The following is a 16,258-nucleotide window of genomic DNA, read 5'->3' as shown; positions in this document are numbered from 1 at the left end:
CGTCCTTCAAATCGACGCAGCGATCCCGGCCGGGACCTTTGGTCCTTCCGGGATGACGCCGATGGAAGAGGCTGCGAAGCGGCACTTGCGCCCCCTCAGTTTGAGGCGGCTACGCCGCCTTCACCCCCTGCTCGGCGATCTTCGCCAGCTCTTTCAGAATGCCGGCGCTGCCCTTGAGCCGCGCATTGGCGCTCGGCCAGTCCTCCGAGAACATCACCTTGCCGTCCGGTCGCATCTTCGCCACAACATGCGGCTTGCCGACATAGGCGATGAAGCCGGCCGGGTTGGGGAAGCGCCCGTCGCGGAAGGTCAGCACCATGCCGCGCGGGCCGGCATCCACCTTCTCGACATTGGCGCGGCGGCACAGCGCCTTGATCCCCACCAGCTTGAGCAGCTGTTCCACTTCTTCGGGGAGCGTGCCGAAGCGGTCGACCATTTCCGCGCCCATCGATTCGATCTCGGCATCGGTCTCCATGTCGGCGAGGCGGCGGTAGAGGCTGAGGCGGACATGCAGGTCCGTCACATAGTCTTCGGGGATCAGCACTGGCGTGCCGATGGAGATGGTGGGCGACCACTTGTCCGCTACCGGCGCGGTGATGCCGGCCTTCAGGTTGGCGATCGCCTCCTCCAGCATCTCCTGATAGAGCTCGTAGCCGACCTCCTTGATATGGCCGGACTGCTCGTCACCCAACAGATTGCCGGCGCCGCGAATATCGAGGTCGTGGCTGGCGAGCTGGAAGCCCGCCCCGAGCGTATCCAGCGACTGCAGCACTTTCAGCCGGCGGTCGGCCTGTGCCGTCACCTGCTTCTGCGCCGGCAGGGTGAAGATGGCATAAGCCCGGGTCTTCGAGCGCCCCACCCGCCCGCGCAGCTGGTAGAGCTGGGCGAGGCCGAACATATCGGCGCGGTGGATGATCAGCGTGTTGGCTGTCGGGATGTCGAGGCCGGATTCGACGATGGTGGTGGAGAGCAGCACGTCGAACTGCCCGTCATAGAAGGCGGACATGATCTCTTCGAGCTGGGTCGCGGCCATCTGGCCATGGGCGACCGCCACCTTCACCTCCGGCACCGCCTTGTCGAGGAAGTCCTTCACCTCGGCGAGGTCCTCAATGCGCGGGCAGACATAGAAGCTCTGCCCGCCGCGATAGCGTTCGCGCAGCAGCGCCTCGCGCACGATCAAGGGATCGAACGGGGTGATGAAGCTGCGCACCGCGAGCCGGTCCACCGGCGGCGAGGCGATAATGGAGAGCTCGCGCACCCCGGTCATCGCCAGCTGCAGCGTGCGTGGAATCGGCGTGGCGGTCAGGGTCAGCACATGCACCTCGGCGCGCATCTGCTTCAGCCGCTCCTTGTGGCTGACGCCGAAATGCTGCTCCTCGTCGACGATGACGAGGCCGAGATCGCGGAACGAGATCGCCTTGCCCAGCAGCGCATGGGTCCCGACCACGATGTCCACCGTCCCGTCGGCGAGGCCCTTTTTGGTGTCGGAAAGCTCCTTGCCGGTGACAAGGCGCGAGGCCTGGCGCACCACGACCGGCAGCCCCTTGAAGCGCTCGGTGAAGGTCTTGAAGTGCTGGCGCGCCAGCAGCGTGGTCGGCACTACCACCGCCACCTGCTTGCCGTTCAGCGCCACGGCGAAGGCGGCCCGCAGCGCCACTTCGGTCTTGCCGAAGCCGACATCGCCGCACACCAGCCGGTCCATCGGGTGGCCGGAGCCGAGATCGTCGAACACCGCTTCGATGGCGGCTTCCTGGTCCTCGGTCTCCTCATAGGGGAAGCGGGCGCGGAACTCGTCATAGAGGCCCGGTGCCGGCACTAGGCGCGGCGCCTCCTGCGTGTGGCGCTGCGCCGCGACCTTGATAAGCTCGGCCGCCATCTCGCGGATGCGGCTCTTCATCCGCGCCTTGCGGGCCTGCCAGCCGCCGCCGCCCAGCCGGTCGAGCTGCGCCTCGGTGTCCTCCGAGCCGTACCGCGACAGCAGTTCCAGATTCTCCACCGGCAGGAAGAGCTTGGAGCCTTCCGCGTAGTGGATTTCCAGGCAGTCATGCGGCGCGCCCATCGCCTCGATGGTCTTGAGCCCGATGAAGCGGCCAATGCCGTGGTCGACATGCACGACAAGGTCGCCGGCGGTCAGCGCGCCCAGTTCCGCGATCACGTCCTGCGGCCGGCGACCCTTGCGCTTGGGCCGCACGAGGCGGTCGCCGAGAATATCCTGCTCGCCGATGATGGCGAGGGCATCGGTCTCGAAGCCTGCCTCGATGCCGAGCACGGCGAGCGCGATGGTGCCTTTGGGCAGCGCCTCGGCGGCGTCGCGCGAGCCCACCGTCTGCGTGCCCTTGAGGCCGTGATCGGCCAGCACGGTGGCAAGCCGGTCGCGCGAGCCATCCGACCAGGCGGCGAGGATGGTGCGCTTGGATTTCGCCAGCTCGCGCAGATAGGCGGCGGCAATGTCGAACAGCGCGGCCTCCGGGTCCGCCCGCTCCGGCGCGAAGGAGCGCGCAGTGCGGCCGTCGAGGTCGATCACATCCTTCGAATCCGGCAATGCATAGGCGGAAAGCGCAAGGTTGCGCGCGCTCTCGCGGTGGGCCTTCCACTCCTCCGCCGTGAGATAGAGCGCGTCCGGCGGCAGCGGCTTGTAGGGCACGGCGCCGCCGCCATGCTCCAGCCCGTGCCGGCGAGCGTCGTAGTAATCGGCGATCTGCTCGAGCCGCGAGGTGGCGGCCTCATTGCCCTGCGCCTCCATCACCACGGGGGCGTCGGGGCAGTAGTCGAACAGCGTGTCGAGCCCCTCATGGAACAGCGGCAGCCAGTGTTCCATGCCGGGATAGCGCCGGCCCTCGCTCACCGCCTCATAGAGCAGGTCGCCGCGCGGTGCCGCGCCGAAGGCGGCGACATAGGCCATGCGGAAGCGCTTCATCGTCTCGCTGGTGAGCTGCAACTCGCTCATCGGCACCAGGTCGAGCGAGCGCATCTGCATGGCGGTGCGCTGGGTCTCGGGATCGAAGGAGCGGATCGATTCGAGCGTGTCGCCGAAGAAATCGAGCCGCACCGGCATCGGCATGCCCGGCGGGAACAGGTCGACAATGCCGCCGCGCACCGCATATTCGCCGGTGTCGCGCACGGTGGAGGTGCGCTGGAAGCCGTTGATCTCCGCCCAGCCGACCACCTCGTCGAGCGAGAGCGCATTGCCCGGCGCCGCCGAGAAGGACTGGGTGGCGATGAGGGCGCGCCTGGGCACGCGCTGCAGCGCCGCGTTCACCGTGGTCAGCACGATGGTCCCGGCCTCGCGGCCCTTCACCCGGGCGAGCCGCGCCAGTGTCGTCATCCGGCGGGCGATGATCGCGGCATTGGGCGAGGCGCGATCATAGGGCAGGCAGTCCCAGGCCGGGAAGGGCAGCACCTCGACGCCCGGCGCGAAGAAGCCGAGCGCGCGCTCCAGTTCGCCCATGCGGTCGGTATCGCGGCAGATGACCATCAGGGTCGGCCAGGGCGCGTCGTCCTGCGCCGCCAGAGCGCGGGCGAGATCGGCGACGACCAGCCCCTCCATGCCGGCGGGCACATTGGCAAGGGTCAGCGTCCGCCCGGGGGCCAGGCGTTTGGTCAGGGAGGCAAGCGGCGTCTTCATGTGGTCGCGGTCTTCATGGGGCGGGCGTCTTCATGGGGCGGGCGTCTTCATATCTCGGGAACGCCCTCTCCCGACAGGTGGAACTGGCGGAAGCGGTGGAAAAGCGGGGTGTCGAATTCCGGCGCCGGCGGGGCGCCGCCGAGCCAGCCATAGAGGTCGGGGTCCTCGACCTCGATCAGCTGCTCGAAGGCGGCGACGTCCTCCTCGCTCAGCTCACCGATGCAGGCATCGGCGAAGCGGCCCATCAGCAGGTCCATCTCGCGGGTGCCTCGATGCCAGGAGCGGTAGAGAATGCGGCGGCGGCGGGCATCAAGGCCCGCGCTGGAGCGCGTGGTGCCGGTCATGTCGAGACCTCGGTGGCGGGGCGCCGGAAATGCGACGCGCGGAAGCCGGTGGTTCTAGCGCGCAAGGGCGCCGCTGTCAGGTAGGCATTGGACGGGAGGTGCCACCCCTTGGGGGCAGAAGCTGAAAGCAACGCGCCGAAGCGTCTTCGCTGGGTCCCGGATCGGCGCGGCACGCGGTGCTGCTGGTCCGGGAAACGGGCGATGTGTCCCGCACCAGCGACGCCGGAGGCGGAGCGCCGATCCGGGACCCAGCAAAGACTCCCCATCGCCATCCATCCCCCTCATGAGTGCCACCCACCGCATTGCGCCCCGGCGCGGCTTCGTCCACCTTCCCGGCATCATGCGGCCCGACATTCTCAATCCCTATTTCGCCGAGATCACCGGCCTGCCCGGCATCGGCCCGAAGCTCGCCCGCCCGTTCAACCGCCTGCTCGGGCGGGAGGAGGGCGCGCGGGTGCTCGATCTTCTCCTGCACCTGCCCTCTTCCACCATCGACCGAAGGGCGCGCCCGACGCTGGCGGAAATCGTGCCCGATACGGTGGTGACGGTGGAAATCCATGTCGACCGGCATGTGCCCACCCCTCCCGGTTCCCGCGCGCCCTACCGCGTCTATGGCCACGACGCCACCGGCGACCTGACGCTCGCCTTCTTCAAGGCCGAGCGCAGCTGGATGGAGCGCCTTCTCCCGATTGGCGAGACGCGCTGGGTGTCGGGCACCGTGACGCTGTACGACGGCATGGCGCAGATGGTTCACCCCGACCGGGTGGTCGACGCCGCCGGCCTTGCGAAATTACCGCCGATCGAGCCGCTTTATCCGCTCGTCGAGGGGCTGGGCCAGGGCCATGTGCGCCGTGCCATCGAGGCGGCGCTGGGGCAGGCGGGCGATCTCCCGGAATGGCGGGCGGACGCGCCTGACATCAGTTTTCTCGCCGCCCTGCGCAACGTGCACCAGCCGCGCGACGCGCTGGATGTCAGCCCGCTCGGCCCGGCCTGGCAGCGCCTCGCCTATGACGAATTGCTGGCCGGCCAGCTCGCCCTCGCCCTGTTGCGCGCCAGCACGGTTAAGCAGGCAGGGCGTCCGAGCCTCGGCGACGGGGCAGTGTCTGCGCGTATCCTTGCCGCCCTGCCCTTCTCACTCACCGGCTCGCAGACCGAGGCACTGAAGGCGATCCGCGCCGATCTCGGGTCAGAGGACCGCATGCTGCGACTGCTGCAGGGCGATGTCGGCTCGGGGAAAACCGTGGTGGCGCTGCTGGCGGCCGCCACCGTTGTCGAGGCCAGCCGGCAGGCGGCGCTGATGGCGCCGACCGAAATCCTCGCCCGCCAACACATGAAGACCATCGCCCCGCTGGCGGAGAAGGCCGGCCTCTCCGTCGCCCTGCTCACCGGCCGCGAGAAGGGCCGTGCCCGCACGGAGATCCTCGGCCGGCTCGCGAGCGGCGCGGTTGACCTCGTCATCGGCACCCATGCGCTGTTTCAGGAAGGGGTCGATTTCCACGACCTCGCTCTCGCCATCGTCGACGAGCAGCACCGCTTCGGCGTGCACCAGCGCCTCGCTCTGGCCGCCAAGGGCGAGGCGGTGGATGTGCTTGTCATGACCGCCACGCCTATCCCCCGCACGCTGGTGCTGACCTATTTCGGCGACATGGATTCCAGCGAGTTGCGGGAGAAGCCGGCCGGCCGCCAGCCCATCGACACCCGCGCCATTCCCACCGACCGCATCGACGAGATCGTCGCCCGGCTTGGCCGCGCGCTGGAGGAAGGCCGGCGCGCCTATTGGATCTGCCCGCTGGTGGAGGAATCGGAAAATTCCGACCTCGCCGCCGCACAGGCACGCTTCGGCGAATTGCAGGCGCATTTCGGCGATCGCGTCGGCCTGGTCCACGGCAAGATGAAGGGCGCGGAAAAGGATGCGGCGATGGCCGCCTTCGCGGCGGGAGAGACGCAGCTCCTCGTCGCCACCACCGTGGTCGAGGTCGGCGTCGACGTGCCGGAAGCCAGCATCATCGTGATCGAGCATGCGGAACGTTTCGGTCTCGCCCAGCTTCACCAGCTGCGGGGCCGGGTCGGGCGCGGCTCGGAGGCTTCCACCTGCGTGCTGCTCTATCGCCGCCCGCTCGGCGAAATCGCCCGTCAACGGCTGGAGGCGCTGCGCTCCTCCGAGGACGGGTTCTTCCTCGCCGAGCAGGATCTGAAGCTGCGTGGCGAGGGCGACGTGCTCGGCACGCGGCAGAGCGGCTTTCCCGGCTTCAGGCTGGCGCGGCTCGACGTGCACGACGATTTGCTGGTTCAGGCGCGGGCGGAGGCGCTTGAAACAGTCACGAACGATTCCGATCGTCAGGGCCCACGTGGCGCGGCGCTGCGGCTATTGCTACATGTTTTCGAGCGCGACGTGGCGGTGAAGCTGCTCAGCGCGGGGTAAAGACTATAGGATGAGGATCGAACGACTTGGCGATGCACCCCTGCATGACGGAGGATGAGCAAAAAACGTCTTCCCTGGCGGCACCTGTGCGCTGGGCGATGTTTGCCCTTGCCTGGCTGTGCGTCGGGCTGGGCATCGTTGGCCTCGTCACGCCTGTTATGCCCGGCACCGTGTTCCTCATTCTCGCCGCCTGGCTGTTCACCCGCTCCTCGCCGCGCTTCGAGCGCTGGCTGCTCACCCATCCCCGTCTCGGCCCCTCGGTGGTGGCGTGGCGCGCGAGCGGGGCGGTGCCGCGTTGGGCGCAGCTCACCGCGAGCGCCAGCATGGCCGGCAGCTTCGCGCTGCTGGTGCTGATCGGCCTGCCGATTCCGGTGCTGGCGGTCATCGGCGCCATCTTTCTCGGCGTGTCGGCCTATCTGCTGACCCGGCCGACCGCATGACGTCCGCCGCCCCTGCCGGCCTCATCCTCGCCGGCGGCCTCTCGCGGCGCATGGGCGGCGGCGACAAAGGGCTGCACCGTCTCGGCGGCGAGACCATCCTCGCGCGCATCGCCCAAAGGCTCGCCCTGCAGGTTTCGCCGCTGCTGTTGAACGCCAATGGGCCGGCGGAGCGTTTTGGTCTCGATCTGCCTGTCGTGATGGACACCCTGCCCGGCAACCCCGGTCCACTTGCCGGCATCCTCGCCGGCCTCGACCATCTGGCGCGGGAGGCATATGCAGTGCGCTTCCTGCTCACAGTGCCGAGCGACTGTCCCTTTCTGCCACGCGACCTTGCCATGCGACTGGCGGCAGCGGCTGGCGAGACGGGCGCCGCCTATGCCGTCTCTGGCGGGCGCGAGCACCCCGTGTTCGGGCTGTGGCCGGTGGCGTCCCGGGACGCCTTGCGCCGCCTGCTGGTGGAGGAGGACGAGCGCCGGATGATGAACTGGGCGCGGCATAGCGGCGCCGTTCCGGTAGAATGGCCGGCGGCGCCGCTCGACCCGTTCCTGAACCTCAACACGCCCGACGACCTTCTGGCGGCCGAGCGGCTGCTCGCCGCCTATCCCGCGCTCTGATCCACAGGCCGCCAGGCGATGCCAGCCACCGGTGCGGCGTGCTGGTCGGCGAAATCGGCGATGGCCTCGATATCGGCGAGGTCGATCACCGGGCGCGGGCAGCCAGGCACGACCCGGTCGCAGGCGAGGCCGACGATGAACGGGTCGTCGGGGTAGAGGAACGGCTTGCCGATTTCCACCCGGTGAATTTCGATCTTGGGGTGGCGGTCATGCTTGAAGCCTTCGACTAGCACGAGATCGACCGGCGACAGCCGGGCGACGAGTTCCGGCAGATCGGGTTCGGGGCTGCCGCGCAATTCATGCATCAGCGCCCAGCGATTGGCCGAGGAGATCAGCACCTCGCTGGCCCCCACGGTGCGGTGGGTGTGCGAATCCTTGCCCGGCTTGTCGACATCGAAATTGTGATGGGCGTGCTTCACCGTGGAGACGCGGTGTCCGCGCCCGACCAATACGGGAATCAGCCGCGCCAGCAGCGTGGTCTTGCCCGCGCCGCTCCACCCCGCGAATCCGATCAGCCGCATGCTCGCCTCCCCTGCCCGTTCTGCCCACTGGCTTTCCGGCACTTCGCGTCGCGCCGGTGCCGTCGTCAAGCCGGGAGGCGGCATCGGCCGATCACGCTTTCCGCTTGCCCGCCGCGCCCGCCCGTCCTACCCCCGGCGCGGGAGAGGTGCCATGGATCACCACGACGCGCCGCTCAGGCTCGATCTCAAGGGAATGAAATGCCCGCTGCCGGCGCTGCACACAAGGCGGGCCCTGGCACGCGCGGCGCCGGGGGCGGTTATCCTGGTCGAATGCACCGACCCGATGGCGGCGATCGACATTCCCCACCTCGCCCGCCAGGACGGCCATGTGCTGGAAGCGCAGGCGCAGGCAGAGGGCGTCCTCTCCTTCCGCATCCGCAAAGGCGATCGAAAAGCGGGTGACGGAAAAGCGGGCGCGGCCGGATGGGCTTCAGGCCGGCTGCCAGACGAAGGGTAGCGGCGCCTCGCGAAAGGCGAATCGATCGAGATGGCGGGCGAGAACGCCCTTCATCTCTTCCAGCGTTTCCGCATCGGGCGCCTCGATTCGCACCGCCAGCCCCTCCGGCCCTGCCTCAAGCGTGGCGACCGTCCCGCCGGGAAAGCTCACCACGCCCCGCTCGGGGGTGAAGCTCACTTCCAGCTTGTGCGCCCAGTGCTTGCAGAGCTGCTGGAGATAGCGGCTGGCATGGGAGGTGGACACGGTTGCAAACGTCTTGGCCATGGTGAGGTGCCCCAAGGGGATGGAAAAGTATCTGGAAACCGTTCTATCTATCCGGACTTCCTATGCCCCGGGGTCAAAGAATGAAACTGCCGCGTCGCCTCTTCAACCTCACAGTCCTTTCCGCTCCCCTGCTCGTGCTGGGGAGCCTCGCCGGTCATGCCAATCTGGCTACTGCGCCGCATCACGGTCAGAGCGCGGCCGCACCGCTGCCGTCCCGGGCCGACACGCACGTCTATCTGCTGCGCGGGCTGTTCGGCGTGTTCTCGCTGGGGCTTGATGATCTGGCCAAGCAACTGAAGGCGCAGGGCTATCACACTGAGCTCTACGGCTGGGACGAAGCACAGCATGTGATCGACCTGATCCGGCGCCGCGATCAGCAGGGCCATGAAGGCCCGACCATTCTGATCGGCCACTCGCTCGGCGCCAATGCCGTAATCACTGTCGCTGAGGGCCTCAACAAGCGGTCGATAGCGGTCGATCTCGCCGTCACCTTCGATGCGACGGATCCCGATCCTGTACCGCAGAATGTCGCGATCCTCATTAATTTCTGGGCGGATGACGGCTTTGGTGTGCCGGTCACGGCAGTGCGGGGCTACACGGGCGACCTGCAGAACATCGATCTGTCCGACGAGCCCGGAATCGATCACACCAGCATCGATTCGATGGACCAGTTCCACCAGACCGTCATCGCCCGGCTGGAGAGCATTACCGGAAACTGACGCGCCGGCCACCCGAGCGGGTGCCGGCGCGACCGCTCACTTAAGGGCGGCGTCGACGGCACCGCGCACCCAGGCTTCGGGCGAAACCTTGGCAGCCGCCGCCTTCGCGTTGATATCGTTGAGAATTGCCGGCGGGAAGGCAACGTCGAGGATCACCGCATCGGCGCTGTCGAGCGCATAGACCGTGCGGGTGACGCGCGAGGCGAAGGTCGTGAGCTTTGCGGTCTTGGCCGCATCGCTCAGCCCGGTCTGCGCCGCAACGGAGGGGCAGTAGGCGGTGATCACACCATCAATGATGAGCCCCGAGCCGATGCCCTTGGCGCGCAGCGAATCGACCGCCGCGTCCAGGGCGTCCGGCGCGTCGAGTCCATCGCCAGCCGGCAGCGCCGCCTTGATGGTCGCCGCCTGAGACGCTTCGAGTGTGCTCTTCGGGCACTCGAAACCACCCGCCGCCAGGGCCGGCTGGGCGGCGCCAAGGGCAAGGGCGAAGGCCGTAGCCGGGAGAAGCTGTGCGTAGGACATATCAACACCTGCTGCTGAAAACGACTTCAGGAACAACGCCTTTGCGCGTGGTGAGCCCGCTGGGACTCGAACCCAGGACCTCATGATTAAAAGTCACGCGCTCTAACCAGCTGAGCTACGGGCCCCCACGCGAATGGGGATTAAGGGTTTCGCTCCGCGAAGGCAAGCGGCCGTGGGCATTCATGCCCCGCGTTTCCAATGGCCACGCGCAAGAGGCGGGCAAACGAGCCGGCCAAACGTTTCCAATTGCACGAATGCAAGACCGCTCCGTCGGTCATGCCGCTTTCGCCATGTGGCCCGCGGTACTAGCTTCACGCCATGAGATTCACCGGGGCCGAGGGTCCCGCGAAAGCAGACGAAGGGTGAGACACATGGCTAAAGTTCTGGTGCTGTATTATTCGACCTATGGTCACATCGAGACGATGGCTGAAGCTGTCGCCGATGGCGCCCGGGAGGCCGGGGTGGATGTCGTGGTGAAGCGGGTGCCGGAGACGGTCCCTGAGGAGATTGCCAAGGCTGGCCACTTCAAGCTGGCCCAGAAGGCGCCGATCGCGACCGTCGACGAGCTGAAGGATTATGACGCCATCATCTTCGGCGCCCCGACCCGTTTCGGCACGGTGGCCTCGCAGATGCGCAGCTTCATTGACCAAACCGGAGGCCTGTGGTTCACCGGCGCGCTGGTCGGCAAGGTGGGCTCGGTGTTCACCTCTTCGGCCACCCAGCATGGCGGGCAGGAATCCACCATTCTCGGCTTTGTGCCGACCCTGCTTCACCACGGCATGGTGGTGGTCGGCCTCCCCTATGCCTTCCCGGGCCAGATGGGCGTTGACGAAATCAAGGGCGGCTCGCCCTATGGCGCGGCGACCATCACTGATGGCGACGGTTCGCGGCAGCCTTCAGAGGTCGAACTTGCCGGCGCCCGCTTCCAGGGCAAGCATGTCGCGACCATTGCGGCCAAGCTGGCGGCGTGATCGGCAGGAAGACCGTCATGCCCGGGCTTGTCCCGGGCGTCCACGACTTTCCTTCACCAAACTGCAAGACGTGGATCCCAGGGCGAAGCCCGGGGATGGTATTTTGACATTGCCGCGCCATTGACGCGGGTTGTGCCCACCCGTTGTGTCACGTGATCCCGGATCGGCCTTCGGCCGTCCGGGCTGACGGCAGGTAAACGGCGTTCACCGCGCCGGAATGTCCCCGCGCGCCCAGCCTTCCTTCACCTCGGCCTTGAACGCCTCGAAGCGCCCCTGTGCGATCGCGGCGCGGATACCGGCCATCAGGCTCTGGTAATAGGCGAGGTTCACCCAGGTCAGCAGCATCGAGCCCAGCATCTCTTCGCAGCGCACGAGGTGATGGAGATAGGCGCGGGAATAATCGCGCGCCGCTGGGCACTCGCTCTCCTCGTCCAGCGGACGTGGGTCTTCGGCGTGGCGGGCGTTCTTCAGGTTGATCTTGCCGAAGCGGGTGAAGGCCTGCGCATGGCGGCCGGCGCGGGTGGGCATCACGCAGTCGAACATGTCGACACCGCGCGCCACGCTCTCGATGATATCGTCCGGCGTGCCCACCCCCATGAGGTAGCGCGGCTTGTCCGTTGGCAAGATCGGCGTCACCACCTCCAGCATCGCCAGCATCACCGCCTGCGGCTCGCCGACCGCGAGACCGCCGATGGAATAGCCGGGAAAGTCGATGTCGATCAGGCCGCGCGCGGATTGGGTGCGCAGCTCGGCATCGTCGCCGCCCTGCACGATGCCGAACAGCGCGCGTCCCTTCGGCTGCGCCTCGAACGCCGTCTTCGAGCGCTCGGCCCAGCGCAGCGAGAGCTGCAGGGCGCGGTTTATCTCGTCGCGGCTCGCCGGCAGGCGCACGCACTCGTCCAGCTGCATCTGGATATCGGCGCCGAGCAGGCCCTGTATTTCGATCGAGCGCTCGGGCGTCAGCTCGTGATAGGCGCCGTCAATATGCGAACGGAAGGTCACGCCCTTCTCGCTCATCTTGCGCAGACCGGCGAGCGACATGACCTGAAAGCCGCCGGAATCGGTAAGGATAGGGTGCGGCCAGCGCATCAGCTCATGCAGGCCACCAAGCCGCGCCACACGCTCTGCGCCGGGGCGAAGCATCAGATGATAGGTGTTGCCGAGCAGAATGTCGGCGCCGAGATCGCGCACCTGCTCGGGATACATCCCCTTCACCGTGCCGGCGGTGCCGACCGGCATGAAGGCGGGCGTGCGAACGATACCACGCGGGGTGACGACCTCGCCGAGTCGGGCGTCGCCATCGGTGGCGTGCAGGCGGTAGTGGAAATCGGTCTGTGCGCTGGGGTCGGGATTGTTCATGGCCGGGCTTGTGGCAGCAAAAGGCAGGCATCGCCATAGGAATAGAAGCGATAGCCGCTGGCGATGGCATGGGCATAGGCGCGCTTCTGGGTTTCGTGGCCGACAAAGGCCGCCACCAGCATCACCAGCGTCGAGCGCGGCAGGTGGAAATTGGTCAGCATGCCGTCGATAAAGCGGAAGCGAGTGCCAGGAGTGATGAAGATATCGGTCTCGCCGCGCCACGCGGTGAGCCGCCCCTCCTCCGACGCCGCGCTCTCGATCAGCCGCGTCGCCGTAGTGCCTGTCGTGACAACCTTGCCGCCGCGCGCCTTCACCGCGTTCAGCGCTGCGGCCGCCGCGGGCGAGACCTCGCCCCATTCGGCGTGCATCCGGTGGTCGTCCGTGTCGTCCGCCTTCACCGGCAGGAAGGTGCCGGCGCCAACATGCAGGGTGACGCGATGGGTCTCCACGCCGCGCGCCGCCAGCCGCTCGATCAGCTCCGGCGTGAAATGCAGCCCGGCGGTGGGAGCCGCGACGGACCCCTCATGGGCGGCGAACATCGTCTGGTAGTCGGCACGGTCCTGCGCGTCGTCGGGGCGCTTGGCGGCGATATAGGGCGGCAGCGGGATATGGCCGATGGCGGCGATGGCGGCATCGAGCGCGGCACCGACGGCGTCAAAGCGCAGTGTCACTTCCCCGCCTTCGCCCTTCGCCTCGATGCGTGCGGCGAGCGGCGTCACACCTTCCGCTGTCGCGAATTCGATAATGTCGCCGGGTGTCAGGCGCTTGCCGGGGCGGGCCAGCGCCAGCCAGCTGTCGGGGCCGAGCCGCTTGTGCAGCATGGCCTCCACTTTCACCCCCTCGCCCAGCGAGGCAGCGCGGCGGCGGATGCCGTCGAGACGGGCGGGAAACACGCGCGTGTCGTTGACGACGAGTGCATCGCCCGGCGCCAGCAGATCGGGCAGGTCGCGCACCTGCGCGTCGGTGAGTTCCGGCGTGGCGCCGGTCCGCACGACCAGCATGCGCGCTGCATCCCGCGGCGAGACGGGTCGCAGCGCGATGCGCTCGGGCGGCAGATCGAAATCGAACAGGTCGACGCGCATGCGACTAAGCCTGACATAGCGATCCCGGCGCGCGCCCATGCGCGGCCGGGATGACGCAGGATCTCAACAGAAAGTTGATCAGGCGGAGACGGTCGCCTTGACGATCTTGTCCGGGTTCTGCACCGGCTCGCCGCGCTTGATTTTATCGACATTCTCCATGCCTTCGGTCACTTCGCCCCACACGGTGTACTGACCGTCGAGGAAGCCGGCATCGCCGAAGCAGATGAAGAACTGGCTGTCGCCCGAATCCGGGTGCTGGGCCCGGGCCATCGACACGGTGCCGCGCACATGGCGGCCCTTGTTGAATTCGGCCTTCAGGTTCTTGCCCGAGCCGCCACGGCCCGTGCCGGTGGGATCACCGGTCTGGGCCATGAAGCCTTCGATGACGCGATGGAAGACCACGCCGTCATAGAAGCCCTGCTTGGCCAGCTCGGCGATGCGCTGGACATGGCCGGGGGCGAGGTCGGGACGGAAGCGGATGGTGACCGGCCCCTGCGTCGTTTCGAGCAGCAGCGTGGTTTCGGTGGTGTCGGTCATCGGGATTCTCCTTGCAATGGGTCGGGGATGGGGCGGCGTCACTTGACGTCGGCGGCCACCTTCATCGAAACGATCTTGTCGGGGTTCTGCACCGGCTCGCCGCGCTTGATCTTGTCCACATTCTCCATGCCGGAGACGACCTGACCGATGACGGTGTACTGGCCGTTGAGGAAAGAGGCGTCGCCGAAGGTGATGAAGAATTGGGAATTGGCGCTGTTCGGCGCAGAGGCACGGGCCATGCCGACCGTGCCGCGCTTGAACGGCACGTTCGAGAACTCGGCCGGCACGTTGGGGTAGCGCGAGCCGCCGGTGCCGTTGCCGAATTGGCCGTCGCCGGTCTGGGCCATGAAGCCCTCGATGACACGGTGGAACGGCACGTTGTCATAATAACCCTCGCGCGCGAGAGTCTTGATGCGCTCGGCGTGCTGGGGCGCGAGGTCTGAACGCAGCACGAAGATCACCGGACCCTTGGTGGTCTGCATGATGATGGCGTTCTGCGGATCGACGTTCGGCGGCAGCTTGGGCGCCTGCGCCGAGGCCGGGGCGGCGGCCACGGCCAGCGCGCAGGCGACGGAGAAGGCGGCGAGGAGGCGTCGGATCATGGGCATGAACTCCGTTGAGCGATGGCGGGCGCCGCCCGCCGCTAGGCCTCGCGCCGGAACCGGCCGCTGAGGCGGGCCAGAACGGCACTTGGCACGAAGGCGGACACATCGCCGCCCATGGCAGCGATCTGCCGGACCAGAGTGGCGGTGATGGGGCGGGCAATGGGGGAAGCGGGAAGGAAAACAGTCTGCACGCGCGAATTCAACGTCGCGTTCATCCCCGCCATCTGCATTTCATAGTCGAGATCGGTGCCATCGCGCAGGCCGCGGATCAAAAGGCTGGCGCCGTGGGCTTCGGCTGCATCGACCACGAGATTGTCAAAGGTGACGCAGTCGAGATGGGCGCCCTCTTCCCGCGCAATCGGCTCGAAGACCTCGCGCAGCATCTCTAAACGCTCCGCCGGAGCGAAAAGCGGTGTCTTGCCGGGATGGACGCCGACGCCCACGACCAGCCGGTCCACCAGCCGGGCAGCCGCGCGGGCGACCTCGACATGGCCGTTGGTCGGCGGGTCAAACGAGCCAGGATAGAAAGCGGTGCGCGTGGCGCTCATCATGGGCCTCAAGAGTGCGCGGCAAGCGTTAGCGGCCTCCCGCCGCTGACGCAAGCGCCGACCGGGTGTTGAATGCGTCACGCGAAACTGCGAGGAAAGCCGCCAGCGGTACAGGCGTGGCGCGGAGATTGGCCGATGATGGCGACGAAACTCGGGTTGCTGCTCACGGCGGTCGCGCTCTCGGCGACGGTGCCGCACCTCGCCACGGCGGAGGAAATGGCTGGGGTGCGCCAGATCGCGGCACCCTCCGCGGAACGGGGCGTCGCCCTCAATGTCACGGTCTGGTACCCGGCAGGTGCCGGCGGCGAGCCGGTCGAACTGGGCGAAAGCCCTTTCTTCCTCGGCACTCCCGCCCAACGTGACGCCCCCTTGGCTGCGGGCAAGTTCCCGCTCATCCTGCTCTCCCACGGCATCGGCCTCGGCGGAAACCCTGCGGCAGCGAGCTGGATCGCGACGGCTCTGGCGGGACATGGCTTCGTGGTTGCGGCGCCGGCCCATCCCGGCAATTCCGGCAAGAACCGCTCGGCTGCGGAGACCATGAAGATCTGGCTGCGTCCGCGCGACCTAACGGAAACCCTCAACACGCTGGAGAAGGACCCGACATTCGCCGCGCATCTCGACTTCGCCAAGGTCGGCGTGCTCGGTCTGTCTGCGGGTGGTGGCACCGCGTTGGCCATCGCGGGCGCCCGCGTCGATCCCGACCGACTGGCGGGTTACTGCGACACTGACGCGCTCAACCCCTCGCTCTGCGGCTGGGTGCGGCAGAGCGGCGTGGATCTGCACGCCATGGACCTGCAGGACGCCGGCCGAGACAATGCCGACAGCCGGGTCCGGTTCGCGATGGCGCTCGATCCTGCGCCGGTCGGTGTATTCGACGCGGCCAGCTTCCGGCGGATTTCGATCCCGATCGATCTCGTCAACCTCGGTAAAGTGGGCAGCATTCCTCACACGGCCGACGCTTCCGGGGTGGCCAAGGCTGTTCCCGGCGCGCGCTACGCCCTGATCGAGGATGCCAGCCATTTCAGCATGTTTGCCGAATGCAAGGCAGGCGGCGCCGAGAGGGCGGAAGCCGAAGATATCGGCGATCCGATCTGCGCGGATGGCGTGGGCAGGCCACGCAGCGCGCTCCATCGGCAAATGATCGACATGGTCGTCGCCGCCTTCCGTCGCGCGCTCCAGACCGGTCCTGACGTACCGAGCGGCCGCTAGCTTCACCTCGAAACGCCCA

General features: G+C 67.6%; 17 protein-coding genes and 1 tRNA gene. 7 read left to right on the top strand and 11 right to left on the bottom strand.

Going from position 1 to position 16,258, the window contains the following annotated elements; genetic code table 11:
- Window positions 1-109: 109 nt before the first annotated feature.
- Window positions 110-3,625, bottom strand: a complete 3,516-nt coding sequence (gene mfd, locus A3M1_RS0121320; RefSeq protein WP_018391022.1) for a transcription-repair coupling factor — start codon at window positions 3,623-3,625, stop codon at window positions 110-112.
- A gap of 47 nt (window positions 3,626-3,672) precedes the next feature.
- Entirely contained in the window at window positions 3,673-3,969 is a 297-nt protein-coding gene (locus tag A3M1_RS0121315; RefSeq protein ID WP_018391021.1) for a succinate dehydrogenase assembly factor 2, read from the bottom strand.
- Window positions 3,970-4,252: 283 nt separating this feature from the next.
- Between A3M1_RS0121315 and recG the strand changes: the two genes are divergently transcribed.
- The 3 genes from recG to mobA all read left to right on the top strand — a co-directional run bounded on the left by recG (window position 4,253) and on the right by mobA (window position 7,445).
- Window positions 4,253-6,391, top strand: a complete 2,139-nt coding sequence (gene recG, locus A3M1_RS0121310; protein ID WP_018391020.1) for an ATP-dependent DNA helicase RecG — start codon at window positions 4,253-4,255, stop codon at window positions 6,389-6,391.
- Between the two features lie 98 nt (window positions 6,392-6,489).
- A complete protein-coding gene (locus A3M1_RS0121305) occupies window positions 6,490-6,831 on the top strand; it encodes a YbaN family protein (RefSeq protein WP_245261805.1) in 342 nt (113 codons plus the stop codon).
- On the top strand, window positions 6,828-7,445 hold the full coding sequence (gene mobA, locus A3M1_RS0121300; protein ID WP_018391018.1) for a molybdenum cofactor guanylyltransferase MobA: 618 nt from the start codon (window positions 6,828-6,830) through the stop codon (window positions 7,443-7,445). Before A3M1_RS0121305 ends, mobA begins: the two co-directional genes overlap by 4 nt.
- On the opposite strand, the gene mobB is transcribed toward mobA, so the two are convergent.
- On the bottom strand, window positions 7,430-7,966 hold the full coding sequence (mobB, locus tag A3M1_RS0121295; RefSeq protein WP_018391017.1) for a molybdopterin-guanine dinucleotide biosynthesis protein B: 537 nt from the start codon (window positions 7,964-7,966) through the stop codon (window positions 7,430-7,432). The genes mobA and mobB overlap by 16 nt on opposite strands.
- Before the next feature lie 151 nt (window positions 7,967-8,117).
- On the opposite strand from mobB, the gene A3M1_RS0121290 reads away from it, so the two are divergent.
- Window positions 8,118-8,423 (top strand): sulfurtransferase TusA family protein, encoded by a 306-nt coding sequence (locus A3M1_RS0121290; protein WP_018391016.1) that lies wholly within the window; start codon window positions 8,118-8,120, stop codon window positions 8,421-8,423.
- Here A3M1_RS0121290 and A3M1_RS0121285 read toward each other — a convergent pair.
- The gene (locus A3M1_RS0121285; RefSeq protein WP_018963969.1) at window positions 8,397-8,687 is read right to left on the bottom strand and encodes a DUF2218 domain-containing protein; all 291 of its coding nucleotides are present in this window, start codon (window positions 8,685-8,687) and stop codon (window positions 8,397-8,399) included. The two genes, A3M1_RS0121290 and A3M1_RS0121285, sit on opposite strands and share 27 nt — an antisense overlap.
- Window positions 8,688-8,767: 80 nt before the next feature.
- Here A3M1_RS0121285 and A3M1_RS0121280 point away from each other — a divergent pair, with 80 nt between their 5' ends.
- Entirely contained in the window at window positions 8,768-9,406 is a 639-nt protein-coding gene (locus A3M1_RS0121280; RefSeq protein WP_018391014.1) for an alpha/beta hydrolase, read from the top strand.
- 36 nt (window positions 9,407-9,442) lie between these two features.
- Here the strand turns inward: A3M1_RS0121280 and A3M1_RS0121275 are convergent, their stop codons facing one another.
- Entirely contained in the window at window positions 9,443-9,964 is a 522-nt protein-coding gene (locus A3M1_RS0121275; protein ID WP_245261804.1) for a hypothetical protein, read from the bottom strand.
- A 12-nt stretch (window positions 9,965-9,976) separates the two neighbouring features.
- Window positions 9,977-10,053 (bottom strand) — tRNA-Lys (locus A3M1_RS0121270).
- A gap of 246 nt (window positions 10,054-10,299) precedes the next feature.
- On the opposite strand from A3M1_RS0121270, the gene wrbA reads away from it, so the two are divergent.
- Window positions 10,300-10,899: an NAD(P)H:quinone oxidoreductase gene (gene wrbA, locus A3M1_RS0121265; protein ID WP_018391012.1), complete on the top strand. Its 600-nt coding sequence runs from the start codon at window positions 10,300-10,302 to the stop codon at window positions 10,897-10,899.
- A gap of 204 nt (window positions 10,900-11,103) precedes the next feature.
- On the opposite strand, the gene tgt is transcribed toward wrbA, so the two are convergent.
- The 5 genes from tgt to coaD form a co-directional block, all read right to left on the bottom strand.
- Window positions 11,104-12,258, bottom strand: a complete 1,155-nt coding sequence (gene tgt / locus A3M1_RS0121260) for a tRNA guanosine(34) transglycosylase Tgt (RefSeq protein ID WP_018391011.1) — start codon at window positions 12,256-12,258, stop codon at window positions 11,104-11,106.
- A complete protein-coding gene (gene queA / locus A3M1_RS0121255; RefSeq protein ID WP_018963970.1) occupies window positions 12,255-13,340 on the bottom strand; it encodes a tRNA preQ1(34) S-adenosylmethionine ribosyltransferase-isomerase QueA in 1,086 nt (361 codons plus the stop codon). Before queA ends, tgt begins: the two co-directional genes overlap by 4 nt.
- Before the next feature lie 78 nt (window positions 13,341-13,418).
- Window positions 13,419-13,877, bottom strand: coding sequence for a peptidylprolyl isomerase (locus A3M1_RS0121250; RefSeq protein WP_018391009.1), 459 nt, complete (start codon window positions 13,875-13,877; stop codon window positions 13,419-13,421).
- Between the two features lie 38 nt (window positions 13,878-13,915).
- Complete coding sequence (locus A3M1_RS0121245) at window positions 13,916-14,479, bottom strand: peptidylprolyl isomerase (protein ID WP_018391008.1); 564 nt, start codon at window positions 14,477-14,479, stop codon at window positions 13,916-13,918.
- A 41-nt stretch (window positions 14,480-14,520) separates the two neighbouring features.
- Window positions 14,521-15,030, bottom strand: a complete 510-nt coding sequence (coaD, locus tag A3M1_RS0121240) for a pantetheine-phosphate adenylyltransferase (protein ID WP_038197180.1) — start codon at window positions 15,028-15,030, stop codon at window positions 14,521-14,523.
- A 135-nt stretch (window positions 15,031-15,165) separates the two neighbouring features.
- On the opposite strand from coaD, the gene A3M1_RS0121235 reads away from it, so the two are divergent.
- Window positions 15,166-16,239, top strand: a complete 1,074-nt coding sequence (locus A3M1_RS0121235) for a hypothetical protein (protein WP_018391006.1) — start codon at window positions 15,166-15,168, stop codon at window positions 16,237-16,239.
- The last annotated feature ends 19 nt before the right edge of the window (window positions 16,240-16,258 follow it).

This window comes from Ancylobacter sp. FA202 (assembly GCF_000380205.1).
Taxonomy (GTDB): domain Bacteria; phylum Pseudomonadota; class Alphaproteobacteria; order Rhizobiales; family Xanthobacteraceae; genus Ancylobacter.
Note: the sequence above shows the minus strand (reverse complement) of the source record. Positions and strands in the feature narration are given on the sequence as shown.

What these genes read in the sequence shown, in the direction of transcription:
- queA (WP_018963970.1), bottom strand. Translation starts at nt 13,340, where the DNA reads ATGCGCGTCGACCTGTTCGATTTCGATCTGCCGCCCGAGCGCATCGCG.
- tgt (WP_018391011.1), bottom strand. Translation starts at nt 12,258, where the DNA reads ATGAACAATCCCGACCCCAGCGCACAGACCGATTTCCACTACCGCCTG.
- A3M1_RS0121245 (WP_018391008.1), bottom strand. Translation starts at nt 14,479, where the DNA reads ATGATCCGACGCCTCCTCGCCGCCTTCTCCGTCGCCTGCGCGCTGGCC.
- mobA (WP_018391018.1), top strand. Translation starts at nt 6,828, where the DNA reads ATGACGTCCGCCGCCCCTGCCGGCCTCATCCTCGCCGGCGGCCTCTCG.
- coaD (WP_038197180.1), bottom strand. Translation starts at nt 15,030, where the DNA reads ATGAGCGCCACGCGCACCGCTTTCTATCCTGGCTCGTTTGACCCGCCG.
- mfd (WP_018391022.1), bottom strand. Translation starts at nt 3,625, where the DNA reads ATGAAGACGCCGCTTGCCTCCCTGACCAAACGCCTGGCCCCCGGGCGG.
- A3M1_RS0121305 (WP_245261805.1), top strand. Translation starts at nt 6,490, where the DNA reads ATGTTTGCCCTTGCCTGGCTGTGCGTCGGGCTGGGCATCGTTGGCCTC.
- wrbA (WP_018391012.1), top strand. Translation starts at nt 10,300, where the DNA reads ATGGCTAAAGTTCTGGTGCTGTATTATTCGACCTATGGTCACATCGAG.
- A3M1_RS0121250 (WP_018391009.1), bottom strand. Translation starts at nt 13,877, where the DNA reads ATGACCGACACCACCGAAACCACGCTGCTGCTCGAAACGACGCAGGGG.
- mobB (WP_018391017.1), bottom strand. Translation starts at nt 7,966, where the DNA reads ATGCGGCTGATCGGATTCGCGGGGTGGAGCGGCGCGGGCAAGACCACG.
- A3M1_RS0121285 (WP_018963969.1), bottom strand. Translation starts at nt 8,687, where the DNA reads ATGGCCAAGACGTTTGCAACCGTGTCCACCTCCCATGCCAGCCGCTAT.
- A3M1_RS0121235 (WP_018391006.1), top strand. Translation starts at nt 15,166, where the DNA reads ATGATGGCGACGAAACTCGGGTTGCTGCTCACGGCGGTCGCGCTCTCG.
- A3M1_RS0121280 (WP_018391014.1), top strand. Translation starts at nt 8,768, where the DNA reads ATGAAACTGCCGCGTCGCCTCTTCAACCTCACAGTCCTTTCCGCTCCC.
- recG (WP_018391020.1), top strand. Translation starts at nt 4,253, where the DNA reads ATGAGTGCCACCCACCGCATTGCGCCCCGGCGCGGCTTCGTCCACCTT.
- A3M1_RS0121315 (WP_018391021.1), bottom strand. Translation starts at nt 3,969, where the DNA reads ATGACCGGCACCACGCGCTCCAGCGCGGGCCTTGATGCCCGCCGCCGC.
- A3M1_RS0121290 (WP_018391016.1), top strand. Translation starts at nt 8,118, where the DNA reads ATGGATCACCACGACGCGCCGCTCAGGCTCGATCTCAAGGGAATGAAA.